This window comes from Burkholderia sp. BCC1985 (assembly GCF_905339915.1).
Lineage (GTDB): Bacteria > Pseudomonadota > Gammaproteobacteria > Burkholderiales > Burkholderiaceae > Burkholderia.
The window spans coordinates 1-18973 of the sequence record NZ_CAJPGY010000030.1 but is presented as its reverse complement, the minus strand read 5'-3'; the positions used below and the strand labels follow the sequence as shown (position 1 = coordinate 18973).

Sequence of the window (18973 nt, the reverse complement as noted above, 5' to 3'; positions counted from 1 at the left end):
CGTTTCGCCGAACGACAGACCATCAAGGGGCTTGCGTCATGTACCGCAAAGGCAGTGTGCTCGAAATCCAGTTTTCGCCGGAACGGCTCAACGACGGGGCCGGCGATCCGTACTGGATCGACCTGACGCTCGACGAGGCCCGCCGGCTGTACGAACAGCTCGCCGCACGCTTCGCGACCGATGCGCGCGCGAACCAGCCGCTCGACACGTTTTCGCTCGACTGATCCCCGTTCCTCTGCGCGCGCCACGGCGCGCTTTTATGCCGCGGCGCCTGCGCCCGGACGGCCGCTAGCCGGACAGCCCGGCGCGCTGCCGCGCTCGTGGCGGATCACGCCCGCGGCCGACGTGCCGCGCACCGCTGCTGCATGTGTTCCGCACGCGCCACGCGCGACTGCAGAATCCGACAAGACGGCCGCACCGCTTCATCCGATACTGGCCGGCTCACGATTCGTCCGGCCGTATCGCGGCCCGCCACGCATGTTTACCTCGCTCGTCGCCGCGGCTTTCGTCGCGCTGTGGTCCACCGGCTTCATCGTCGCCCGGGCAATCAAGCCCTACGCCGACCCGAACCTGTTCCTGCTCGCGCGTTTCGCGGGCACGGCCGTGCTGTTCGGCGCGGTGGCGCTCGCCGCGCGCGCGCCGTGGCCGGCGCGCCGCGAATGGCCGCGCCACCTGATCGCGGGCGCGCTGCTGCAGGGCGTCTACCTCGGCGCCAGCTACTGGGCCGTCGCGCAAGGGCTGAACGCCGGCGTGATGGCGCTGCTCGGCGCATTGCAGCCACTCGCCACCGCCGTGCTCGCGGTGCCGCTGTTCAACGAGCGGCTGCCCGCGCGCGGCTGGCTCGGGATGGCGCTCGGGCTCGCCGGCGTCGCGCTCGTCCTCGCACCGAAGGTCGCGGGCGGCGTCGCGCCGCCGGCGGGCGCCGCGCCCGCGTGGTTCGTCGTGACCGTGTCGATCCTGTCGGTCGGCTCGATCACCGCGGGCTCGCTGTACCAGAAGGGCAAGCTCGCGCAGAACGACCTGCGTACGGCCGTCGCCGTGCAGAACCTCGGCGCGGCGATCGTCGCGGCCGTCTTCGTCGTGCTGCTGCACGAAACGCGCTGGATCGGCGCACCGGCGCTGTGGATCTCGCTCGTGTGGGGCGTCGTGTTCCTGTCCGGCGGCGCGGTCACGATGCTGATGTGGATGCTGCGGCGGGGCAACGCCGCGCGCGCGACGTCGTTGCTGTTCCTCGCGCCGCCGCTCGCCGCGCTGCAGGGCTACCTGCTGTTCGGCGAAACGCTCGCGACCGTCCAGCTCGCCGGCTTCGCGCTCGCGCTGGCGGGCGTCGTGCTCGCGCGGCGCTGACGCGGGCGAGCGCGCGGGTTCGTCACAGCGCCCCGCCATGCGCGGCGTCGCGCCGCCGCCGGGCGCCGCGCCTCGTGGTTCGTCGTCGCGCACCCCGCCATGCCTCGAAACGAAGCATCCGCGCGCACGCCGGGGGACGCCGCTCCGCGCGCCGCACCATGACGATGCATCGCGTCTCGCCGATGCAACGCGCGGCCGCCGGATCGCATGCCCGGCGCGGCGCCGGGCCGCGATTGCGCTTATGATGGGCGCCTTGCATTTCGTTCCGGAACCACCTTCATGACATCCGCCGATTACGCCAGCCGCCAACGCGCGATCATTGCCGAACTGAACGTCGCCCCGCACTTCGACGCCGATGCCGAAATCGCCCGCCGCGTCGATTTCCTCGCGCAGTACCTTCGTTCGACCGGCCTGCGGACCTACGTGCTCGGCATCAGCGGCGGCGTCGATTCGTCGACGGCCGGACGGCTCGCGCAGCTGGCGGTCGAACAGCTGCGCGCCGGCGGCTACGACGCCCGCTTCATCGCGATGCGCTTGCCGAACGGCGTGCAGAACGACGAAGCCGATGCGCAACGCGCGCTCGCGTTCGTGCGCGCGGACGAAACGTTCACGGTCGACGTCAAGCCCGCCGCCGACGCGATGCTCGCATCGCTCGTCGCGTCCGGCCACGCATTCGAAAACCCGGCCCAGCAGGACTTCGTGCACGGCAACATCAAGGCGCGCGAGCGCATGATCGCGCAGTACGCGGTGGCCGGCGCGCGGCGCGGCATCGTGATCGGCACCGACCACGCGGCCGAATCGCTGATGGGCTTCTTCACGAAATTCGGCGACGGCGGCGCGGACGTGCTGCCGCTCGCCGGCCTGAGCAAGCGCCGCGTGCGTGCGGTCGCCCGCGCGCTTGGCGGCGACGAACTGATCGTGATGAAGGTGCCGACGGCCGACCTCGAGGAACTGCGTCCGCTGCGCCCCGACGAGCACGCCTACGGCGTCACCTACGACGAAATCGACGATTTCCTCGAAGGCAAACCCGTCGCCGACAACGTGTACGAAACGGTGCTGCGCTTCTACGACGGTTCGCGCCACAAGCGCGCGCTGCCGTACACGCCGTTCGACTGGCCGGCCGCGTAAGCCGGCTCGTTCAGCCGCAACACCGCGCCGCGCGAACCCTGGCGGTTACGCGCGGCGCCTGCGCGACGGGCAGCGCTACGCGTGCCCGCCCGCCTTCTTCGCCTGCAGCGCGCGAATCCGCAGCCGCGCGCCCGTATCGCTGACCGTCGCGTCGTACATCGTCGCGAGATCGCGCTTGAGCGCGGTGCGCGAACCGCCGTCGAGATACACCATGTGCCCGGACGGATAGAAACGCGCGGACAGGTTCTGCCGCACCTTCTGATCCTCGAGCGGCATCTGCTGCAGGTCGATCACGGTCTGGTAGAACGGCGTGACGAAATCGTAGAGGCCGTTCGCCGACAGCACCTTCAGGTCGACGTTCAGCGCCATCACCGCGGCGAGATCGCCCGCCGTGTAGAGGATCAGGTTCCCCTGCGCATCGATGCCCTGCTGCGCGCCGGTCGGGTCGATGTGGCTGAAGTCCCAGTTCCGGAACGCCTGGTCGTTCAGGTCCGTGAACGCGGAGTTCGACGTGAACTTCAGCTGCTCGTTCAGGTAGCTGTTCCACATCGCCGTGTAGACGCCCGTCACGGCCGTCATCGTCGGATCGTTGCCGCCCGAGTTCGGATCGATCTTGCCGGCGATGCCCGACGAGATCCCGGTCACGCGGCCGTCGTACGACCCGAGCGCGAGCCCCTGCGCGTGCAGCAGCGTCGTCAGGAACAGCGAATTGCCGCGCGTGTCGTAGCCCGCGATGTCGAGGCTCCACGACTGCAGCGTCGCGGTATCGATACCCGTGTATCGCGACAGCTTCTGCACGGCGGCCGGGTCCGCATGCGGAACCGTGCGCAGCGCCTTCAGGTAGTCGGTACGCGCGAATTGCGCGACTTCCTCGACGAACGCGCCGAGATCGGTCGGCGCGGGCGTGACGCCGAGCTTCTTGTGATACCACGCATCGGCCGCCGCGGTCGGCAGCGCGCCGACCGGGTTGCCGGCCTGCCGGTAGTCGAGGATCGACGACTGCAGCGTGACGCCGTTCAGGTCGACGCCGTCCTCGTGCAGCTTGTAAGCGAGCACGCAGCTGCGCGCGGTGCCGTACGACTCGCCGAACAGGTACTTCGGCGAATTCCAGCGGTTGTTCTTCGTCAGGTAGCGCTTGATGAACTGCTTCAGCGAATCCGCATCCTGGTCAACGCCCCAGAAATCGCGGTTCTTGTTCGGCGCGACGGCCGCCGAATAACCGGTGCCGACCGGGTTGATGAACACCAGGTCGCTGTGGTCGATCATGCTGTCCGGATTGTCTTCCATCTGATACGGCGCGGGCGGCGTGAACCCCGGCATCGACGTCCTGATGCGCTTCGGCGCGAACGAGCCGAGCAGCACGAACACCGACGACGATCCGGGCCCGCCGTTGTAGAAGAACGTGACGGGCCGCGTTTCCTCCTTCGCGCCGTCGGCCGTGAACGCGACGTAGAAGAGCTTCGCGGCCGGCAGCGAGCTGCTCGGGTCGACCGTCACGAGGTGGCCGGCCGTCGCCGTGTACGCGATGCGCTTGCCGTCGATCAGGATCGTGTGATGCGTGATCGCGGCCGCTTCGGTCGTGTCGGTCACCGAGTCGTCGGGACCGTTGCCGTACGCGACCGGATCGAAGAACGGCTGGTCGCGGCCGTGGCTCAGCGCGACCGGACTGATGGTCGGCGGCACGCCATGCGAATTGTGGTCGCCGTGATGCAGCGGATACACGCCGCCGGAAGATGCGGAATCGATGCCCATCGTGCTGCTCCTCGAGGTGAAAAAAGACGCGGGCAGGAAACCCGCGTCGCGTGGAAAGGCCGGCGCCGGCGCGTCAGCTCGACGGCTTGCGCGCGAGGATCGCCGCGAGTTTCGCGCCGTCGGGGCTGCCGAGGCCCGTGCACGCATCCCAGCCGGACGCGGCGGCATACGTGCCGTTCGAGCCTTTCGTGATGTCGCGCAACGCGCCGGGATTCTTGTACAGCGCCGGGTTGATCCAGCCGGCCGATGCACTCGCCGCCGCACTGGCCGTCGCACTCGCCGCCGCATTGATCCGTGCGATCAGCGCGGCCCACAACGGCGCGACCGCGCTCGTGCCGCCCATCACCGCGACCGTGCCGGCGACCGACACCTCGTAGCCCGTCTGCGGCGATGCATCGGCGGCAACGTCCGGCACGCCGCGCTTCGTGAGCGGCGTGGTGCTGCCGTCGGCGAGCGTGACGGTCAATCCCTGCTGCCACGCCGGCAGGTCGAACAGCGTGCTGACACCGCCGCCGCCCGCGCCGCCGCCGGCCGCCTCGTCGTTCCACGCGACTTCGCTGCGAATGCCCTGCCCCGGCAGCGCATCGAGCTGCGTGCCGCCGCAGCCGAGCACGTAAGGACTCGACGCCGGAAAGTCGACGTGATCCGTGCCGTCCTGCAGCCCGTCGCCCGAGCCGCTGTCGCCCGACGCCGCGCACACCGTGATCCCCTGCGCGGCGGCCGCCTGCAGCACGCGGTTGAACGCATGCGCCGACTGCGCCTGCCAGATCGCTTCCGGCCCGCCCCAGCTGATCGAGATCACCGACGGCCGGTTGGTCTTGTCGGTGACGGCCGCGTTGACGGCCTGGATGAAGCCCGCGTCGCTGTTCGGCGCGAAATAGACGGCGAGCTTCGCGGCGGGCGCGATCGCACCGGCGATCTCGATGTCGAGCGCGACTTCGCCGTCCGGGCCGTTCGCCTCGCCGGTCGGCGCATTGCGGCCGGTGCCGACGTTCACGTCGACGAGCGTCGGCGGCGTCTTGATGCCGAGCCCGCGGAAATACTGCTGGATATCGGCCGCGCGATAGCCGCCGCCGAGTTCGACGATCGCGATGCATTGCCCTGCACCGTCGCCGGCCGGAAAGCCGTACAGCGACGCGAGCTGGATCGGCGTGAACGTGACGGCGGGCGCACCGCGCGCGGGCTGGAACGGCGGACGCAGCCGGAAGTGCGGCCGCGCCTGCGGACGGCTGTCGAGGCCGAGCACGGCCGTGACGGCATCGCCGAGCTCGTCCGGCAGCGCGATCGGTCCCGAGCGGCCGCGGTACTGGCCGATCGCACGATGCTCGAAACGCTCGAGCTTCACGCTGAATGCCGCTTCGAACTGCTGGATCGAGCCGGACAGCACGACGACGCTTTCGACCGGATCGACGCGATCGACCGTGAGCTGGTGACGGCGCGCGAAGTCCTCGGTCTTGCGAATGTCGTCGGGATTGGCGGAGAAACGCTGCGCGAACGCTTCGCGCGACAGCGGTTTCGCCTGTGCGTCGCCGGTGGCGAGCTGCTGGACCAACGTGTCGAGTTGCCCTTCTTCCTGCCGCCGCAACATGATCGTGACGTGGATACGTTCTGCCGGATCGCAGGGGCCGAGACACTTCGACTCGGCGACGATCCGGGGTTCACGGTCGGCGTGAAGATGCCTTGCCATGTTCAGACCCTCCTTGGTACCGCGTTGCACAGCCAGGAAATCGGACATAGCCGGCGGAAGTCGGTTCCGTTCGGTCAGTCGGTTCGCGAAAGCGCGAAGTTAAACGGAGTTTAGATCAGTCAGATGATTTACGCGCGCGCCCTTCCGCCCCAAGGCATGCGCGCGAAGCCCCGGCAGGGCGCACGACCCGCGTTCGGCAGCGCATCACGGCCGTGCTGCGATGCAGCGGCTCAATCCATCGACAGGCGCAGCGCGAACCCGATCAGCGCCGCGGAAAACGTCCAGCGCTGGACCGTCTGCGCAAGCGGATGCGCGCGCATCCACGCCGCGATGCGCGACGCGCCGAACACGCATGCGAGGTCGAAACACACGCCGGCCGCGACGAGCAGCGCGCCGAGCTCGAACATCTGCCACACGACGGGCCCTGCCTCGGGGCGCACGAACTGCGGCAGCAGCACCGAGCAGAACAGCAGTGCCTTCGGATTCAGCAGGTTCGTCAGCAGCCCCTTGAAGAACGACTGCCGCAGTTCGCCCGGCGCCGCCGCATCGCCGTCGCCCAGCGCGAACACCGGCGAGCGGAACACCTGGATCGCGACGTAAGCGAGATAAAGCGCGCCGCCGTAGCGGATCACTTCGTACAGCCACGGCGCGCTGCGGATCAGCGCCGCGACGCCGCAGGCGGACAGCGTCACGTGCGCGGTGCGCGACAGCGACAGGCCGGCCGCCGCCGCCATGCCCGGGCGCACGCCGCGGCCGATGCTGGTCTGCAGCACGAGCGCCATGTCGGGCCCGGGCACCGCGTAGATGGCCGCCAGCGCGGCGAGATAAATCAACAGCAAATGCGTGGAAATCATGGTCTGCCCCCGTTCTTCAGTGACGATATGTTGCCGCTGAAGGGAGAGCGATTATTGGCCATCTTTGGCTCGAAATTGGCGCTACATAGCGGAATCCGCCACAATCACGGAATCCAGACAAGGATTCCGCCAACATGACCGAACTCGACAAAACCGACCGCGCGATCCTCGCCGCGGTGCAGCGCGACGGCCGCCTGCCGATCGCGCGTCTCGCCGATTCCGTCGGCCTGTCCGAGACGCCGTGCGCACGGCGCCTGAAGCGTCTCGAAAACGACGGCTACATCGAGCGCTACCGCGCGCAGCTGTCGCGCCAGGCGCTCGGTTTCGGCGTCGTCGCATTCGTGCTCGTGCGGTTCGCGACGCACGACCGCAAGGTCGCCGACCGGTTCGAACGGGAAGTGCTCGGCATCGAGCGGATCCTCGCGTGCCACAACGTCGCGGGCACGGCCGACTACCTGCTGCAGGTGGTCGCGCGCGATCTCGACGACTACGGTACGTTCCTGCGCGACTCGCTGCGGATGCTGCCGGGCGTCACGTCGATCGAATCGGCGTTGTCGTTGCGCGAGGTGAAGCACGATGCGGGGTTGCCGGTGCCGTGACGCGGCAGTGACCCTCTCCGGCGTGACATTCGTTCACGTTGCCGCCCTCAGGCGACCTCACGCGACCTCACACGACATCGGGCGATTGATGCGCGCGCTCGAGATCCTCGAGAAACGCTTCGACGAGCGGATCACCGCGCCCGTCGCGCGCCACGACCATGTGGAACGTGACGTCGTAGTGCAGCTGGTCCGGATTGAGCGGCGCAAGCAGCCCCTGCGCGACATACGGCGCCGCAAAGTGCTGCGGCAGATAGCCGAGATGATGGCCTGACAGGATCAGCAGCGCGACGGCCTCCATGTTGTCGGCGGTCGCCGTCACGCGATCGGGCGTCGTCGACATCTGCGCCTCCGGCAGCGGATACGAGCGCCACGCCCATTCGAATCCCGCGACGTCGGCCGGCGTCAGCGCGCCGGCGCGTTCGAACAGTGGATGGCCGCGCCCGCAGTACGCCACCTGCCGCTCGATGAACAGCGGCGTGTAGTGCAGCGACGGCACGCGGTGCCAGAAATAGCCGACCGCGATCTGGATCTCGTTGCTCAGCAGCTTTTCCTCGAGATCGCCCGGCGCGCGCACCGAGATCGAGAAGCGCACGGCCTCGTCGCGCGTGCGGAACGCGGCGATCGCCTCGGCGATCCGTGCGTTCTGGCTGACCGGCGTATGGCCGATCAGGCCGATGTGCAACGTGCCGACCAGCTGGCGGTCCATGTGCCGCGCCGCGATCCCGAATTCGTCGAGCGCGGCGAGCAGCTTGCGGCTCATCGCGTGGAACCGCTCGCCTTTCGGCGTGAGCCGGAAGCCGCTGCGGCCGCGCTCGCAGAGCCGGTAGCCGAGCCGTGTCTCGAGCGACGACAGCTGCGCGCTGATCGTCGACTGGCCGACGTTCAGGATCGCCTGCGCGGCCGACACGCCGCCCGCGTCCGTGACCGCGAGAAACACGCGGATCAACCGCAGATCGAGGGTCGACAGATTCCCCAGCACGCTATTCCCCTTTTGTTCCCTTCCATACATCGATGGAAATCGATGTTTACGTCGATATCTTCGCATTCTTCTTTCCGGCCGGACGCGTAAAACTATGTGCCAGGCCGCGTCGAATGATACGGCAACCCCACATCGGAAGAGACAAGCCCATGAACGACCACACCCATTTCCAGCCGCTCGGCGGCAATGAAATGCCGCGCAGCGGCGGCATCGCGACGATGATGCGCCTGCCGCACGTGGCGAGCGCAGCCGGCCTCGACGCCTGTTTCGTCGGCGTGCCGTTCGACCTCGGCACCTCCAACCGCACCGGCGCGCGCTTCGGCCCGCGCCAGATCCGCACGGAATCCGTGCTGCTGCGCCCGTACAACATGGCCACGCGCGCCGCGCCCTTCGATTCGCTGCAGGTTGCCGATATCGGCGACGTCGCGATCAACCCGTACAACCTGCACGATTCGATCGCGCGCATCGAGGCTGCATACGACGCGATTCTCGAGCACGACTGCAAGCCGATCACGCTCGGCGGCGACCATACGATCGCGCTGCCGATCCTGCGCGCGATCCACCGCAAGCACGGCAAGGTTGCATTGATCCACGTCGATGCACACGCCGACGTGAATGACACGATGATGGGCGAAAAGATCGCGCACGGCACGCCGTTCCGCCGCGCGGTCGAGGAAGGCCTGCTGCACGGCGACAAGGTCACGCAGATCGGCCTGCGCGGCACCGGCTACGCGGCCGAGGATTTCGACTGGTGCCGCGAGCAGGGCTTCCGCGTGGTCCAGGCCGAGGAATGCTGGAACAAGTCGCTCGCGCCGCTGATGGAAGAAGTGCGCGCGCGCATCGGCGATACGCCCGTCTACATCAGCTTCGACATCGACGGCATCGACCCGGCCTACGCGCCGGGCACCGGCACGCCGGAAATCGCGGGCCTCACGGTGCCGCAGGCGCTCGAGATCATCCGCGGCGCGAAGGGGCTGAACATCGTCGGCTGCGATCTCGTCGAAGTGGCGCCGCCGTACGACCCGTTCGGCACCACGGCCCTGCTCGGCGCGAACCTCGCGTACGAGCTGCTGTGCGTGCTGCCCGGCGTCGCCTATCGCGACTGATTCCGGCACACGACCTATTCCAAATCAGAGGATTCCAGAGGAGCACATAACAGATGGGGACTGCCATCAAGCAACCGAAGCGGGCGGCGCTCGCTTCGTTCGTCGGCACCACGATCGAGTGGTACGACTTCTATAGCTACGCGACCGCCGCCGCCATCGTGTTCGGGCCGCTGTTCTTCCCCGGTGAAAGCCGTTTCGTCAGCCTGCTCGCGTCGTTCGGCTCGTTCGCGGTCGGCTTCTTCGCGCGGCCGCTCGGCGGCGTGATGTTCGGCTATCTCGGCGACCGCTTCGGCCGCAAGCGCTCGCTGCTCGCGACGCTGATGCTGATGGCCGTGTCGACGGTCGCGATCGGCCTGCTGCCGACCCATGCGCAGGCCGGTGTGATCGCGCCGATCCTGCTGGTACTGATGCGCGTGCTGCAAGGCATCGCGGTCGGCGGCGAATGGGGCGGCGCGGTGCTGCTCGCCGGCGAGCATGCGCCCGAAGGCAAGCGCACGTTCTTCGCGTCGTTCGCGCAGCTCGGCAGCGCGAGCGGCCTGATCCTGTCGATGCTCGCGTTCGGCGCGATCAGCACGCTGTCGAAGGACGACATGATGAGCTGGGGCTGGCGCGTGCCGTTCCTCGCGAGCGCCGTGCTGCTGGCGGTCGGCTTCGTGATCCGCGCGAGCGTATCCGAGTCGCCCGAGTTCGAGGAAGTCAGGAAGAGCGGCAACATCGCGCAAAAGCCGCTGCGTGAAGCACTCAAGTACTGGCCGCTGCTGCTGCTCGCGATCGGCGCGAACGTGTACGGGATCGCCGGCGTGTATTTCAGCAACATCTTCATGATCAGCTACGCGACGCAGTTCCTGTCGCTCGACCGGTCGATGGTGCTGCATTGCATGACGATCGTCGCGGTGCTGCAGTTCGTCGTGCAACTCGCCGCCGCGTTCCTCGCGCAGCGCTTCGGCACGACGCGCGTGCTGCTGATCACCGGCGCATGGGCCGCGATCGTGCCGTTCGTGATGCTGCCGCTCGTGCACCTGGGCACGCCGCTGTCGATCACGGTCGGCGTCGGCCTCGCGACGCTCGCCGAATCGGGCTACTACTCGGTGGTCGCGGGTTTCGTCAGCGGCATCTTCATCGCGCGCATCCGCTATACGGCGATCTCGATCGCGTACCAGGTGTGCGGCGCGCTCGCCGGCGGTCTCACGCCGCTCGTCGCCACGCTGATCGCGCAGAACACTGCGCCGCAATGGTGGCCGCTCGCGATCCAGTACACGAGCGCCGCCGTGCTGTCGTCGGTATGCGTGTGGCTGATCTCGCGCCGCGTCAGCATCGACGATGCCGGCGCGCCCGGCAGGGCGGACGAAGCGCTGCCGCGCGGTGCGCGTACCGCGTAACCTCACGCAAACGGGCAGGCGACATCGCCTGCCCGTTTGCATCGGGCGTCGGGCGATACGCCGCTACCCCCGCCTCGCCCCGAACATTCACTACGACAAACGGCCCGCCCATGCGGGCCGCTTGTTTGCCGCCCGATCGTCGATCGGGACGGCCGGCGCGCAGCGTTCGCGCGTCATTGCGCCTGGCTGCGCAGCGTCTTCGCCGCGGCGACCATGTTCGTCAGCGCCGGAAGCACTTCCGCCCACTGACGCGTCTTCAGCCCGCAGTCCGGGTTCACCCACAGGCGCTCCGCCGGAATCCGCTCCGCCGCCTTCTTCATCATGCCGACGATGTGATCCTGCGTCGGGATGTTCGGCGAATGGATGTCGTACACGCCCGGCCCGATCTCGTTCGGATACCTGAAGCTGTCGAACGCGTCGAGCAGCTCCATGTCCGAGCGCGACGTCTCGATCGTGATCACGTCCGCATCCATGTCGGCGATCGACGCGATGATGTCGTTGAACTCCGAATAGCACATGTGCGTATGAATCTGCGTATCGTCCCGCACACCGTTCGCGGCGATGCGGAACGACTCGACCGCCCACTTCAGGTACGCGCCCCATTGCGCGCGACGCAGCGGCAGCCCTTCGCGCAGCGCGGCCTCGTCGATCTGGATCACGCGCACGCCGGCCTGCTCGAGATCCAGCACTTCGTCGCGGATCGCGAGCGCGAGCTGATGGCACGACACCGAACGCGGCTGGTCGTCGCGCACGAACGACCAGTTCAGGATCGTCACCGGGCCGGTCAGCATGCCCTTCATCGGCTTGTTCGTCAGCGACTGCGCGTACGTGATCCATTCGACCGTCATCGCCTTCGGGCGGCTGATGTCGCCGAACAGGATCGGCGGCTTCACGCAGCGCGAACCGTACGACTGCACCCAGCCGAACTGGCTGAATGCGTAGCCGTCGAGCTGCTCGCCGAAGTATTCGACCATGTCGTTGCGTTCGGCTTCGCCGTGCACGAGCACGTCGAGCTCGAGCGATTCCTGTTCGCGCACGCTGCGCGCGATTTCCGCCTGCATCGCTGCGCGGTAGCCGGCTTCATCCAGCGCGCCGGCCTTGAACCGGCTGCGCGCCTGGCGGATCTCGGCAGTCTGCGGGAACGAGCCGATCGTCGTCGTCGGGAAGGCCGGCAGGTTCAGGCGCGCCGACTGCTTCGGCGCACGCTGCGGGTACGGGCTCGCACGGTTGCCGAGCTGCGCGTCGATGCGCGCGATCGCGGCCTTCACCGCCGGGTTGTTCACGCGCGGCGAGCGGCGGCGCGAGCCGATCGCGGCCGCGTTCGCGGCGAGCACGTCGGCCACCTCGTCGCGGCCTTCGTTCAGCGCGGTCGCGAGCAGCTTCAGTTCGTCGAGCTTCTGCAGCGCGAACGCGAGCCACGAGTGGATCTCCTCGTCGAGCGTCTCCTCGCTCGCGAGATCGACCGGCACGTGCAACAGCGAGCACGACGGCGCGAGCCACAGGCGCTCGCCCAGTTGCTTCGCGAGCGGCTCGAGCCAGTCGAGCGCTGCGTTCAGGTCCGTCTTCCAGATGTTGCGTCCGTTGATCGCGCCGACCGACAGCACGCGCCCGGCCGGCAGTTCGCGCACGAGTGCGTCGATTTCGTCGCGGGCGTTGATCGCGTCGACATGCAGCCCGTCGACCGGCAGCGAAGCCGCGAGCGCCAGGTTGTCCTGCAGCTGGCCGAAATACGTCGCGAGCAGCAGCTTGATGCGGCGCGTCTCGAGCGCGTCGTATGCCGTGCGCAGCGCCTGGCGCCATGCGGCGTCGAGCTCGGTCACGAGGATCGGCTCGTCGATCTGCACCCATTCGACGCCTTGCGCGGTCAGCGTGTCGAGCAGCGCGCCATATACCGGCAGCAGCTTCGGCAGCAGCGCGAGACGATCGGAATCGTCCTTCGCCTTGCCGAGCCACAGATACGTGACGGGGCCGAGGATCACCGGCTTCGCGGCGACGCCTTGCGCCTGCGCTTCCGCCAGTTGCTGGAGCAGGCGCGACGGATCGAGCGAGAAGTTCGTATCCGCATGGAATTCCGGGACGATGTAGTGATAGTTCGTGTCGAACCACTTCGTCATTTCACCGGCCGCGACTCCGCCGCAGCAAGCCGCGTGTGCTTCCGCCGACTGCGCCGAGCGGCCGCGCGCGACGCGGAAATAGTTGTCGAGCGCATCGCCATGGAAGTCCTGCACGCGTTTCGGCAGGTTGCCGAGCGTGAAGCTCATGTCGAGCACCTGATCGTAGAACGCGAAATCGCCGATCGGCACGAGATCGAGGTCGCGCTGGTCGTTCCAGTGGCGCTGGCGAAGTTCGGCGCCGAGCGCCTTCAGCGCGTCGCGCGACGACTCGCCCTTCCAGTAGCGTTCGAGACCGAACTTGAGTTCGCGCTTCGCGCCGATGCGCGGAAAACCGAGGTTGTGGGTCGTAACCATGAAGCTGCCGTCCTGAAGAAATAGTCGATCCGGCAGCCATCATAGGGATTTCATCCCATGAAATAAAATGGCATTATTTCATTCATCCATTAAATATGTTCATGTATCTGTCGGGCAAGCGATACCCATGCTGGAACGATTCCATCTCGTCGTGATCCGCGAAGTCGAGCGCCAGGGCTCGTTGACCGCGGCCGCCAACGCGCTGCATCTCACGCAATCGGCGCTCAGCCATACCGTCCGGAAAATCGAGCAGCAACTCGGCACGCCGATCTGGGACCGCGAAGGCCGCGGCCTGCGGCTCACGCAGGGCGGGCAGTATCTGCTGAAGCTGGCGAACCGGCTGCTGCCGCAGTTCGAGCTCGCCGAGGAGCGCATGAAGCAGTACGCGAAGGGCGAGCGCGGCACGCTGCGCATCGGGATGGAGTGCCATCCGTGCTACCAGTGGCTACTGAAGGTCGTGTCGCCGTACCTGTCGCGCTGGCCGGACGTCGACGTCGACGTGAAGCAGCGCTTCCAGTTCGGCGGCATCGGTGCGCTGTTCGGCCATGACATCGACGTGCTCGTGACGCCCGACCCGCTGAACAAGCCGGGCCTGCGCTTCGATCCCGTGTTCGATTACGAACAGGTGCTGGTGGTCGCGGACGCGCACCGTTTCGCGAACGCCGACTACGTGACGCCCGAGCAGCTGACCGACGAGATCCTGATCACCTACCCGGTCGAGACCGACCGGCTCGACATCTACAACCAGTTCCTGACGCCGGCCGGCATCGTGCCGCGGCGTCACAAGTCGATCGAGACGACCGACATCATGCTGCAGATGGTGGCGAGCGGGCGCGGCGTGGCCGCGCTGCCAAGATGGCTTGCAGACGAATACGCGGACCGGATGCCGGTCGTGCCGGTCAAGCTCGGCAAGAAAGGGATCGCGAAACAGATCTTCCTCGGCATCCGCGAGGCGGATGCGTCGATCGACTATCTGGCCGCATTCGTCGCGCTGGCGCGTGAATCGACATGGAGCGCGCCGCGCATGCTGCGCTAGCGGCGCTCGCGCCGTGCGCGCTTCCCGCGGCCCGCATGCCGGTGCGCGGGCCTGTTCACGAAATGGATGACGACGCGAACCGGCACGACATGTCGCAATTCGACGTCACGGCACCCTCCCCTTACACATCCGTAAGACGATGATTCGACGTCCCGACTGTCATCAAACTGACTGGTAGCGAAAGCTAGGATCGGACGCGGTTCCCTTACGAGATGCCGTCATGAATCAACCTGCTTCGTCCGCACCGAACAATTCGGGTTCCGTCGAACGCACCAGGCAGGTCGGCTATGCCGTCTTTCTGCTGGTGCTCGCGTTCGGCGCCCTCTATATCGCCACGCACCTGATCGCCGACCTGTCGCCGGTCCGCGAAGGCTCGCTGTTTCCGTACCTGATGCTCGGCGCCGCGCTGCTGATCGCGCTCGGCTTCGAATTCGTCAACGGCTTCCACGACACGGCCAACGCGGTCGCCACCGTGATCTATACGCACTCGCTGACGCCGAACGTCGCGGTGATCTGGTCCGGCATGTGGAACTTCCTCGGCGTGCTGGTCTCGAGCGGCGCCGTCGCGTTCGGCATCCTGCAGTTGCTGCCGGTCGAGCTGATCCTGCAAGTCGGCAGCGGCGCAGGCTTCGCGATGGTGTTCGCGCTGCTGATCGCCGCGATCGTGTGGAACCTCGCGACCTGGTATTTCGGATTGCCGTCGTCGAGCTCGCATACGCTGATCGGGTCGATCATCGGCGTCGGTCTGATGAACCAGCTGATGCACGGGCCTTCGGGCACGAGCGGTGTCGACTGGGCCCAGGCGCTCGGCGTCGGCAAGTCGCTGCTGTTCTCGCCGATCATCGGCTTCCTGTGCGCGGCACTGCTGCTTCTCGTGCTGAAGGCGCTCGTGCGGGTTCCGGAGTTGTACAAGGAGCCGCCGAAGGATCAGCCGCCGCCGTTCTGGATTCGCTGCCTGCTGATCCTGACCTGCACGGGCGTGTCGTTCGCGCACGGGTCGAACGACGGGCAGAAAGGGATGGGCCTCATCATGCTGATCCTGATCGGCACGGTGCCGACCGCGTATGCGCTGAACAAGGCCGTCACGCCGGCCGAAACGCAGACCTTCGTCGCCGTCGCGAACCAGGCTGCCGCGACGTTCGGGAAGTACACGAACGGCGTCGCGCCGTCCGCGAACCCGCGTGCCGACATCGAACACTACGTGCAGCATCGTGAACTGACGCCCGCGGTGCTGCCGGCCGTGCAGCAGCTGTCCGCGTCGCTCGCGAACGCGGTCGGCGCGTCGGGGTCGATGGCGGCGGTGCCGCAACGCGACGTCGACAACGTGCGCAACACGATGTATCTGGTGTCCGAAGCCATTCGCCTGATCGAGAAGTCGGGGCAGCCCGCGTTCGCCGCCGACGACAAGCTCGCGATCGACAACTATCGCAAGCAGCTCGACCACGCGACCAAGTTCATTCCGACGTGGGTGAAGGTGGCTGTCGCGATCGCACTGGGCCTCGGCACGATGGTCGGCTGGAAACGGATCGTCGTGACCGTCGGCGAGAAAATCGGCAAGCAGCATTTGACGTATGGGCAGGGCGCGTCGGCCGAACTCGTCGCGATGCTGACGATCGGCGCCGCCGACGTGTACGGGCTGCCCGTGTCGACGACGCACGTGCTGTCGTCGGGTGTCGCGGGCACGATGGCGGCGAACGGATCCGGGTTGCAGTGGAGCACGGTCCGCAGCCTCGTGCTCGCGTGGGTGCTGACGTTGCCCGCGTCGATCGTACTGGCTGGCGGGCTCTACTGGTTGTTCCGGTCGGTGGCTTGATCGGGGAAGCGGCGCGTGGCCGGTGAAAACCGGTCGCCTGCCGTGGAAGGTTCCTCAGTCGCTTCTCTGCTTCTGCGCTTCTGCGCTTCTGCGCTTCTCCGCTCCGACACATCGCGGCATCCGATGTGTCCGCGCCGCGCTCCCAACTTTCTCTCCTCCCCTCCCCTCCCTTCCGAATTGAAGCGCAAGATCTGGAGCGCGCCAGCACGCGGACGCCGCTAGACTGGGTTCATCGACTTTCATCGTGGCTTCAACCGTGCACGCGACGCTGGCGAGTATTTCGCGCGACCGTACGGCGCCACACTGCTGACGAACCGAGGGATGCCCGTGAATATCGCCGATCTGCAACCTGCCGTCGAATCGACGGACATCGCGCAACGCGTCGACGCAATCGACTGGTCGACCGTCGATGTCGAGCTCGATCGCTACGGATGTGCGCGGGTACCGGGTCTGATTTCCACAAGCGAGTGCGATGCGCTTGCCTCGCTCTATGCGCGGGATGCGCTCTACCGTTCACGCGTCGTGATGGCACGGCACGGGTTCGGGCGCGGCGAATACAAATACTTCGCGTACCCGCTGCCCGCGGTCGTCGCCGAGTTGCGTGCGACGCTCTATCCGCATCTCGCGCCGATCGCGAATCGCTGGAACCAGGCACTCGGGATCGACGTCCGCTATCCGAAAGAGCACCGGACCTTCCTCGATCGCTGCCACGCGGCGGGGCAGACACGCCCGACGCCGCTGATCCTGCAATACGGGCCGGACGACTACAACTGTCTCCATCAAGACCTGTATGGCGAGCATGTCTTTCCGCTCCAGGTCGCGATCCTGTTGTCGGCACCCGGGCGGGATTTCACGGGCGGCGAGTTCGTGCTGACGGAACAGCGGCCACGCATGCAGTCACGCGCGGAAGTGGTGCCGCTCATGCAAGGCGACGCGGTGATCTTCGCCGTGCACGGCAGGCCCGTGCAGGGAACGCGCGGCGTCTACCGCGTCAACTTGCGCCATGGAGTGAGCAGAATTCGAAGCGGCCACCGCCACACGGTCGGCATCATCTTCCATGACGCACAGTGACGGCCCGCGGAACGAACATGACGCTGTCGCGCCATTCGGCCCGCGGACGGGGTCGTGCAACCGGCACCGCACGTCGGTGCTCGAGGCTCGTTGCACCGTGGCGTCGCCGTACGGTCCGCTCATCACCCGCGGTAACGGAAAACGGGTTGTGCCGCCCTTCGGACCATCGTCGCCTCGACCGATCGATGTTTCAGGTGAGCAACGAAAAGCCACGGCCCTCACCTGTCGCGACGCCAAGGCAACGCGAGATCCGGCCTACCCTCGGGCCACATTTGCCCGCAGGCGGTCGCCAGCATCGGAAGCCAGCCGCGCATAGCCCGGCAACGTCAGCAGCGCGAGCACGCCCGCCGCAACGAACGCCCAGCGAAAATCGTCGAGTACGTAGTGCACGCCGGCCGCGTCGCCACGTACCAACGCCGCGAGCCGCAGCGACAACGCACCGAATGCGATCCCCATCCCGATCGTCATCTGCTGCGCGGCGCTCCACAGCGTGCTGGCCGCGCTCGTCTGCCGGGCCGGGATATCCGCATACGCCAGCGTCGCGAGCGTCGTGAACTGCATCGACCGCGTGAGCCCGTAGACGAATACGACGAACAGCGTGATCGCCAGCGGCGTCGACGCGGTCAGCCAGCCGCACGCGATCGTGAAAATTCCGACGATCGTCACGTCGACGAGCGCAACGCGCCGGAAACCGAAGCGGTCGAGGATCCACGACGTTCCCGCCTTCATCCCGAGATTGCCGAGCGCGCTCGCGAGCAGCAGCAGGCCGGACTGGAACGGCGACAGCCCGAAGCCGATCTGGAACAGCAGCGGCAGCAGATATGGCACGGCGTTGATCGCCATCCGCGTGATCGAGCCGGTGATCACCGTCACCGAGAACGTCGGCACCTTCAGCGTCGTGAAATCGAGCAGCGGGTGGGCGCAGCGTTGCGCGTGCATCCACGCGGCGATGCCGAACAGCACGCTCGCCCCCACCAGAATGCCCGCGCGCGCGAAGTCGACGTCCTGCTGGCCGGCCGCTTCGGTACCGATCAGCAGACAGGTCAACGCTCCGCCGGCCAGCACGAACCCGACCCAGTCAAGCGGCCGTTGCTCATCGGCCCGTGTATTCCGGACGATCAGCCAGGTACAGACGAGCGCGGCGATGCCGAACGGGACATTCAACAGGAAGATCCATCGCCATGACGCGTAGGTCGTGATGAAGCCACCGATCGGCGGCCCGACGACCGGCGCGACGATGCCCGGCCACGTAATCGTCGCGATCGCACGCATCAGCCTGGCCTTCTCGGTGCTGCGCACGACGATCATCCGTCCGACCGGCACCATCATCGCCCCGCCGACACCCTGCAGCAGTCGCGCGGCCGTGAACGTCACCACGCCCTCGGACAGCCCGCACAGCACCGACGCACCGGTAAAGACGAAGATGGCCGTGGCGAACACCGTACGCGAGCCATAGCGATCCGCGATCCAGCCGCTGATCGGGATGAACACCGCGAGCGCCAGCATGTAGGCTGTCATCCCGAGGCTCAACGCGTTCGGCCCGACGCCGAACGAGCGCGCCATCTGCGGCAACGCGGTCGCGATCACGGTCGTGTCGAGATACTCCATGAAGAACGTTGCGGCGACGAGGTACGGCAGGAAGTCGGTCGTCCGACCACCTTGGGCAGGGCTGTCAGTCATGAACGGTACAGGAGACGGAATACGAGGATGCCGAGTTCCAGCAGGTGCAGACGAGGCCGGTAATCGGGACGAGT

General features: G+C 67.2%; 15 protein-coding genes. 9 read left to right on the top strand and 6 right to left on the bottom strand.

Annotation, left to right across the window (positions count from 1 at the left end; all coding sequences use genetic code 11):
* The first annotated feature begins 38 nt into the window (after positions 1–38).
* From U4Z31_RS26055 to nadE, 3 genes are all read left to right on the top strand, one after another.
* Positions 39–224 carry a hypothetical protein gene (locus U4Z31_RS26055; RefSeq protein WP_006752380.1) on the top strand — a complete coding sequence of 62 codons (186 nt, stop codon included), beginning with the start codon at positions 39–41 and terminating at the stop codon, positions 222–224.
* 253 nt (positions 225–477) lie between these two features.
* On the top strand, positions 478–1347 hold the full coding sequence (locus tag U4Z31_RS26050) for a DMT family transporter (protein WP_124488688.1): 870 nt from the start codon (positions 478–480) through the stop codon (positions 1345–1347).
* Positions 1348–1626: 279 nt separating this feature from the next.
* Positions 1627–2475, top strand: coding sequence for an ammonia-dependent NAD(+) synthetase (nadE, locus tag U4Z31_RS26045; protein ID WP_124667892.1), 849 nt, complete (start codon positions 1627–1629; stop codon positions 2473–2475).
* Between the two features lie 75 nt (positions 2476–2550).
* Here nadE and U4Z31_RS26040 read toward each other — a convergent pair whose 3' ends face one another.
* From U4Z31_RS26040 to U4Z31_RS26030, 3 genes are all read right to left on the bottom strand, one after another.
* Entirely contained in the window at positions 2551–4227 is a 1677-nt protein-coding gene (locus tag U4Z31_RS26040; RefSeq protein WP_321811772.1) for a S10 family serine carboxypeptidase-like protein, read from the bottom strand.
* Between the two features lie 73 nt (positions 4228–4300).
* Positions 4301–5914 (bottom strand): S53 family peptidase, encoded by a 1614-nt coding sequence (locus U4Z31_RS26035; RefSeq protein ID WP_321811771.1) that lies wholly within the window; start codon positions 5912–5914, stop codon positions 4301–4303.
* Positions 5915–6144: 230 nt separating this feature from the next.
* Complete coding sequence (locus U4Z31_RS26030) at positions 6145–6768, bottom strand: LysE family translocator (RefSeq protein ID WP_044848787.1); 624 nt, start codon at positions 6766–6768, stop codon at positions 6145–6147.
* 134 nt (positions 6769–6902) lie between these two features.
* Between U4Z31_RS26030 and U4Z31_RS26025 the strand changes: the two genes are divergently transcribed.
* Positions 6903–7367 (top strand): Lrp/AsnC family transcriptional regulator, encoded by a 465-nt coding sequence (locus tag U4Z31_RS26025; protein ID WP_044848788.1) that lies wholly within the window; start codon positions 6903–6905, stop codon positions 7365–7367.
* A 67-nt stretch (positions 7368–7434) separates the two neighbouring features.
* On the opposite strand, the gene U4Z31_RS26020 is transcribed toward U4Z31_RS26025, so the two are convergent.
* Positions 7435–8346 (bottom strand): LysR family transcriptional regulator, encoded by a 912-nt coding sequence (locus U4Z31_RS26020; protein ID WP_044848789.1) that lies wholly within the window; start codon positions 8344–8346, stop codon positions 7435–7437.
* Positions 8347–8495: 149 nt separating this feature from the next.
* On the opposite strand from U4Z31_RS26020, the gene speB reads away from it, so the two are divergent.
* Together speB and U4Z31_RS26010 are read left to right on the top strand one after the other, a co-directional pair.
* Complete coding sequence (gene speB, locus U4Z31_RS26015) at positions 8496–9452, top strand: agmatinase (protein WP_257775306.1); 957 nt, start codon at positions 8496–8498, stop codon at positions 9450–9452.
* A gap of 53 nt (positions 9453–9505) precedes the next feature.
* Positions 9506–10831 carry an MFS transporter gene (locus U4Z31_RS26010; RefSeq protein WP_124523335.1) on the top strand — a complete coding sequence of 442 codons (1326 nt, stop codon included), beginning with the start codon at positions 9506–9508 and terminating at the stop codon, positions 10829–10831.
* A 173-nt stretch (positions 10832–11004) separates the two neighbouring features.
* On the opposite strand, the gene metE is transcribed toward U4Z31_RS26010, so the two are convergent.
* On the bottom strand, positions 11005–13299 hold the full coding sequence (metE, locus tag U4Z31_RS26005) for a 5-methyltetrahydropteroyltriglutamate--homocysteine S-methyltransferase (protein ID WP_321811770.1): 2295 nt from the start codon (positions 13297–13299) through the stop codon (positions 11005–11007).
* Positions 13300–13426: 127 nt separating this feature from the next.
* Here metE and U4Z31_RS26000 point away from each other — a divergent pair, with 127 nt between their 5' ends.
* The 3 genes from U4Z31_RS26000 to U4Z31_RS25990 all read left to right on the top strand — a co-directional run bounded on the left by U4Z31_RS26000 (position 13427) and on the right by U4Z31_RS25990 (position 17219).
* Positions 13427–14335, top strand: a complete 909-nt coding sequence (locus U4Z31_RS26000) for a LysR family transcriptional regulator (protein ID WP_124488697.1) — start codon at positions 13427–13429, stop codon at positions 14333–14335.
* A 220-nt stretch (positions 14336–14555) separates the two neighbouring features.
* Positions 14556–16148 (top strand): inorganic phosphate transporter, encoded by a 1593-nt coding sequence (locus tag U4Z31_RS25995; protein WP_321811769.1) that lies wholly within the window; start codon positions 14556–14558, stop codon positions 16146–16148.
* Between the two features lie 327 nt (positions 16149–16475).
* Positions 16476–17219, top strand: a complete 744-nt coding sequence (locus U4Z31_RS25990) for a 2OG-Fe(II) oxygenase (RefSeq protein WP_321811804.1) — start codon at positions 16476–16478, stop codon at positions 17217–17219.
* Between the two features lie 255 nt (positions 17220–17474).
* Here U4Z31_RS25990 and U4Z31_RS25985 read toward each other — a convergent pair whose 3' ends face one another.
* The gene (locus U4Z31_RS25985; RefSeq protein WP_257775311.1) at positions 17475–18899 is read right to left on the bottom strand and encodes a DHA2 family efflux MFS transporter permease subunit; all 1425 of its coding nucleotides are present in this window, start codon (positions 18897–18899) and stop codon (positions 17475–17477) included.
* Between the last annotated feature and the right edge of the window lie 74 nt (positions 18900–18973).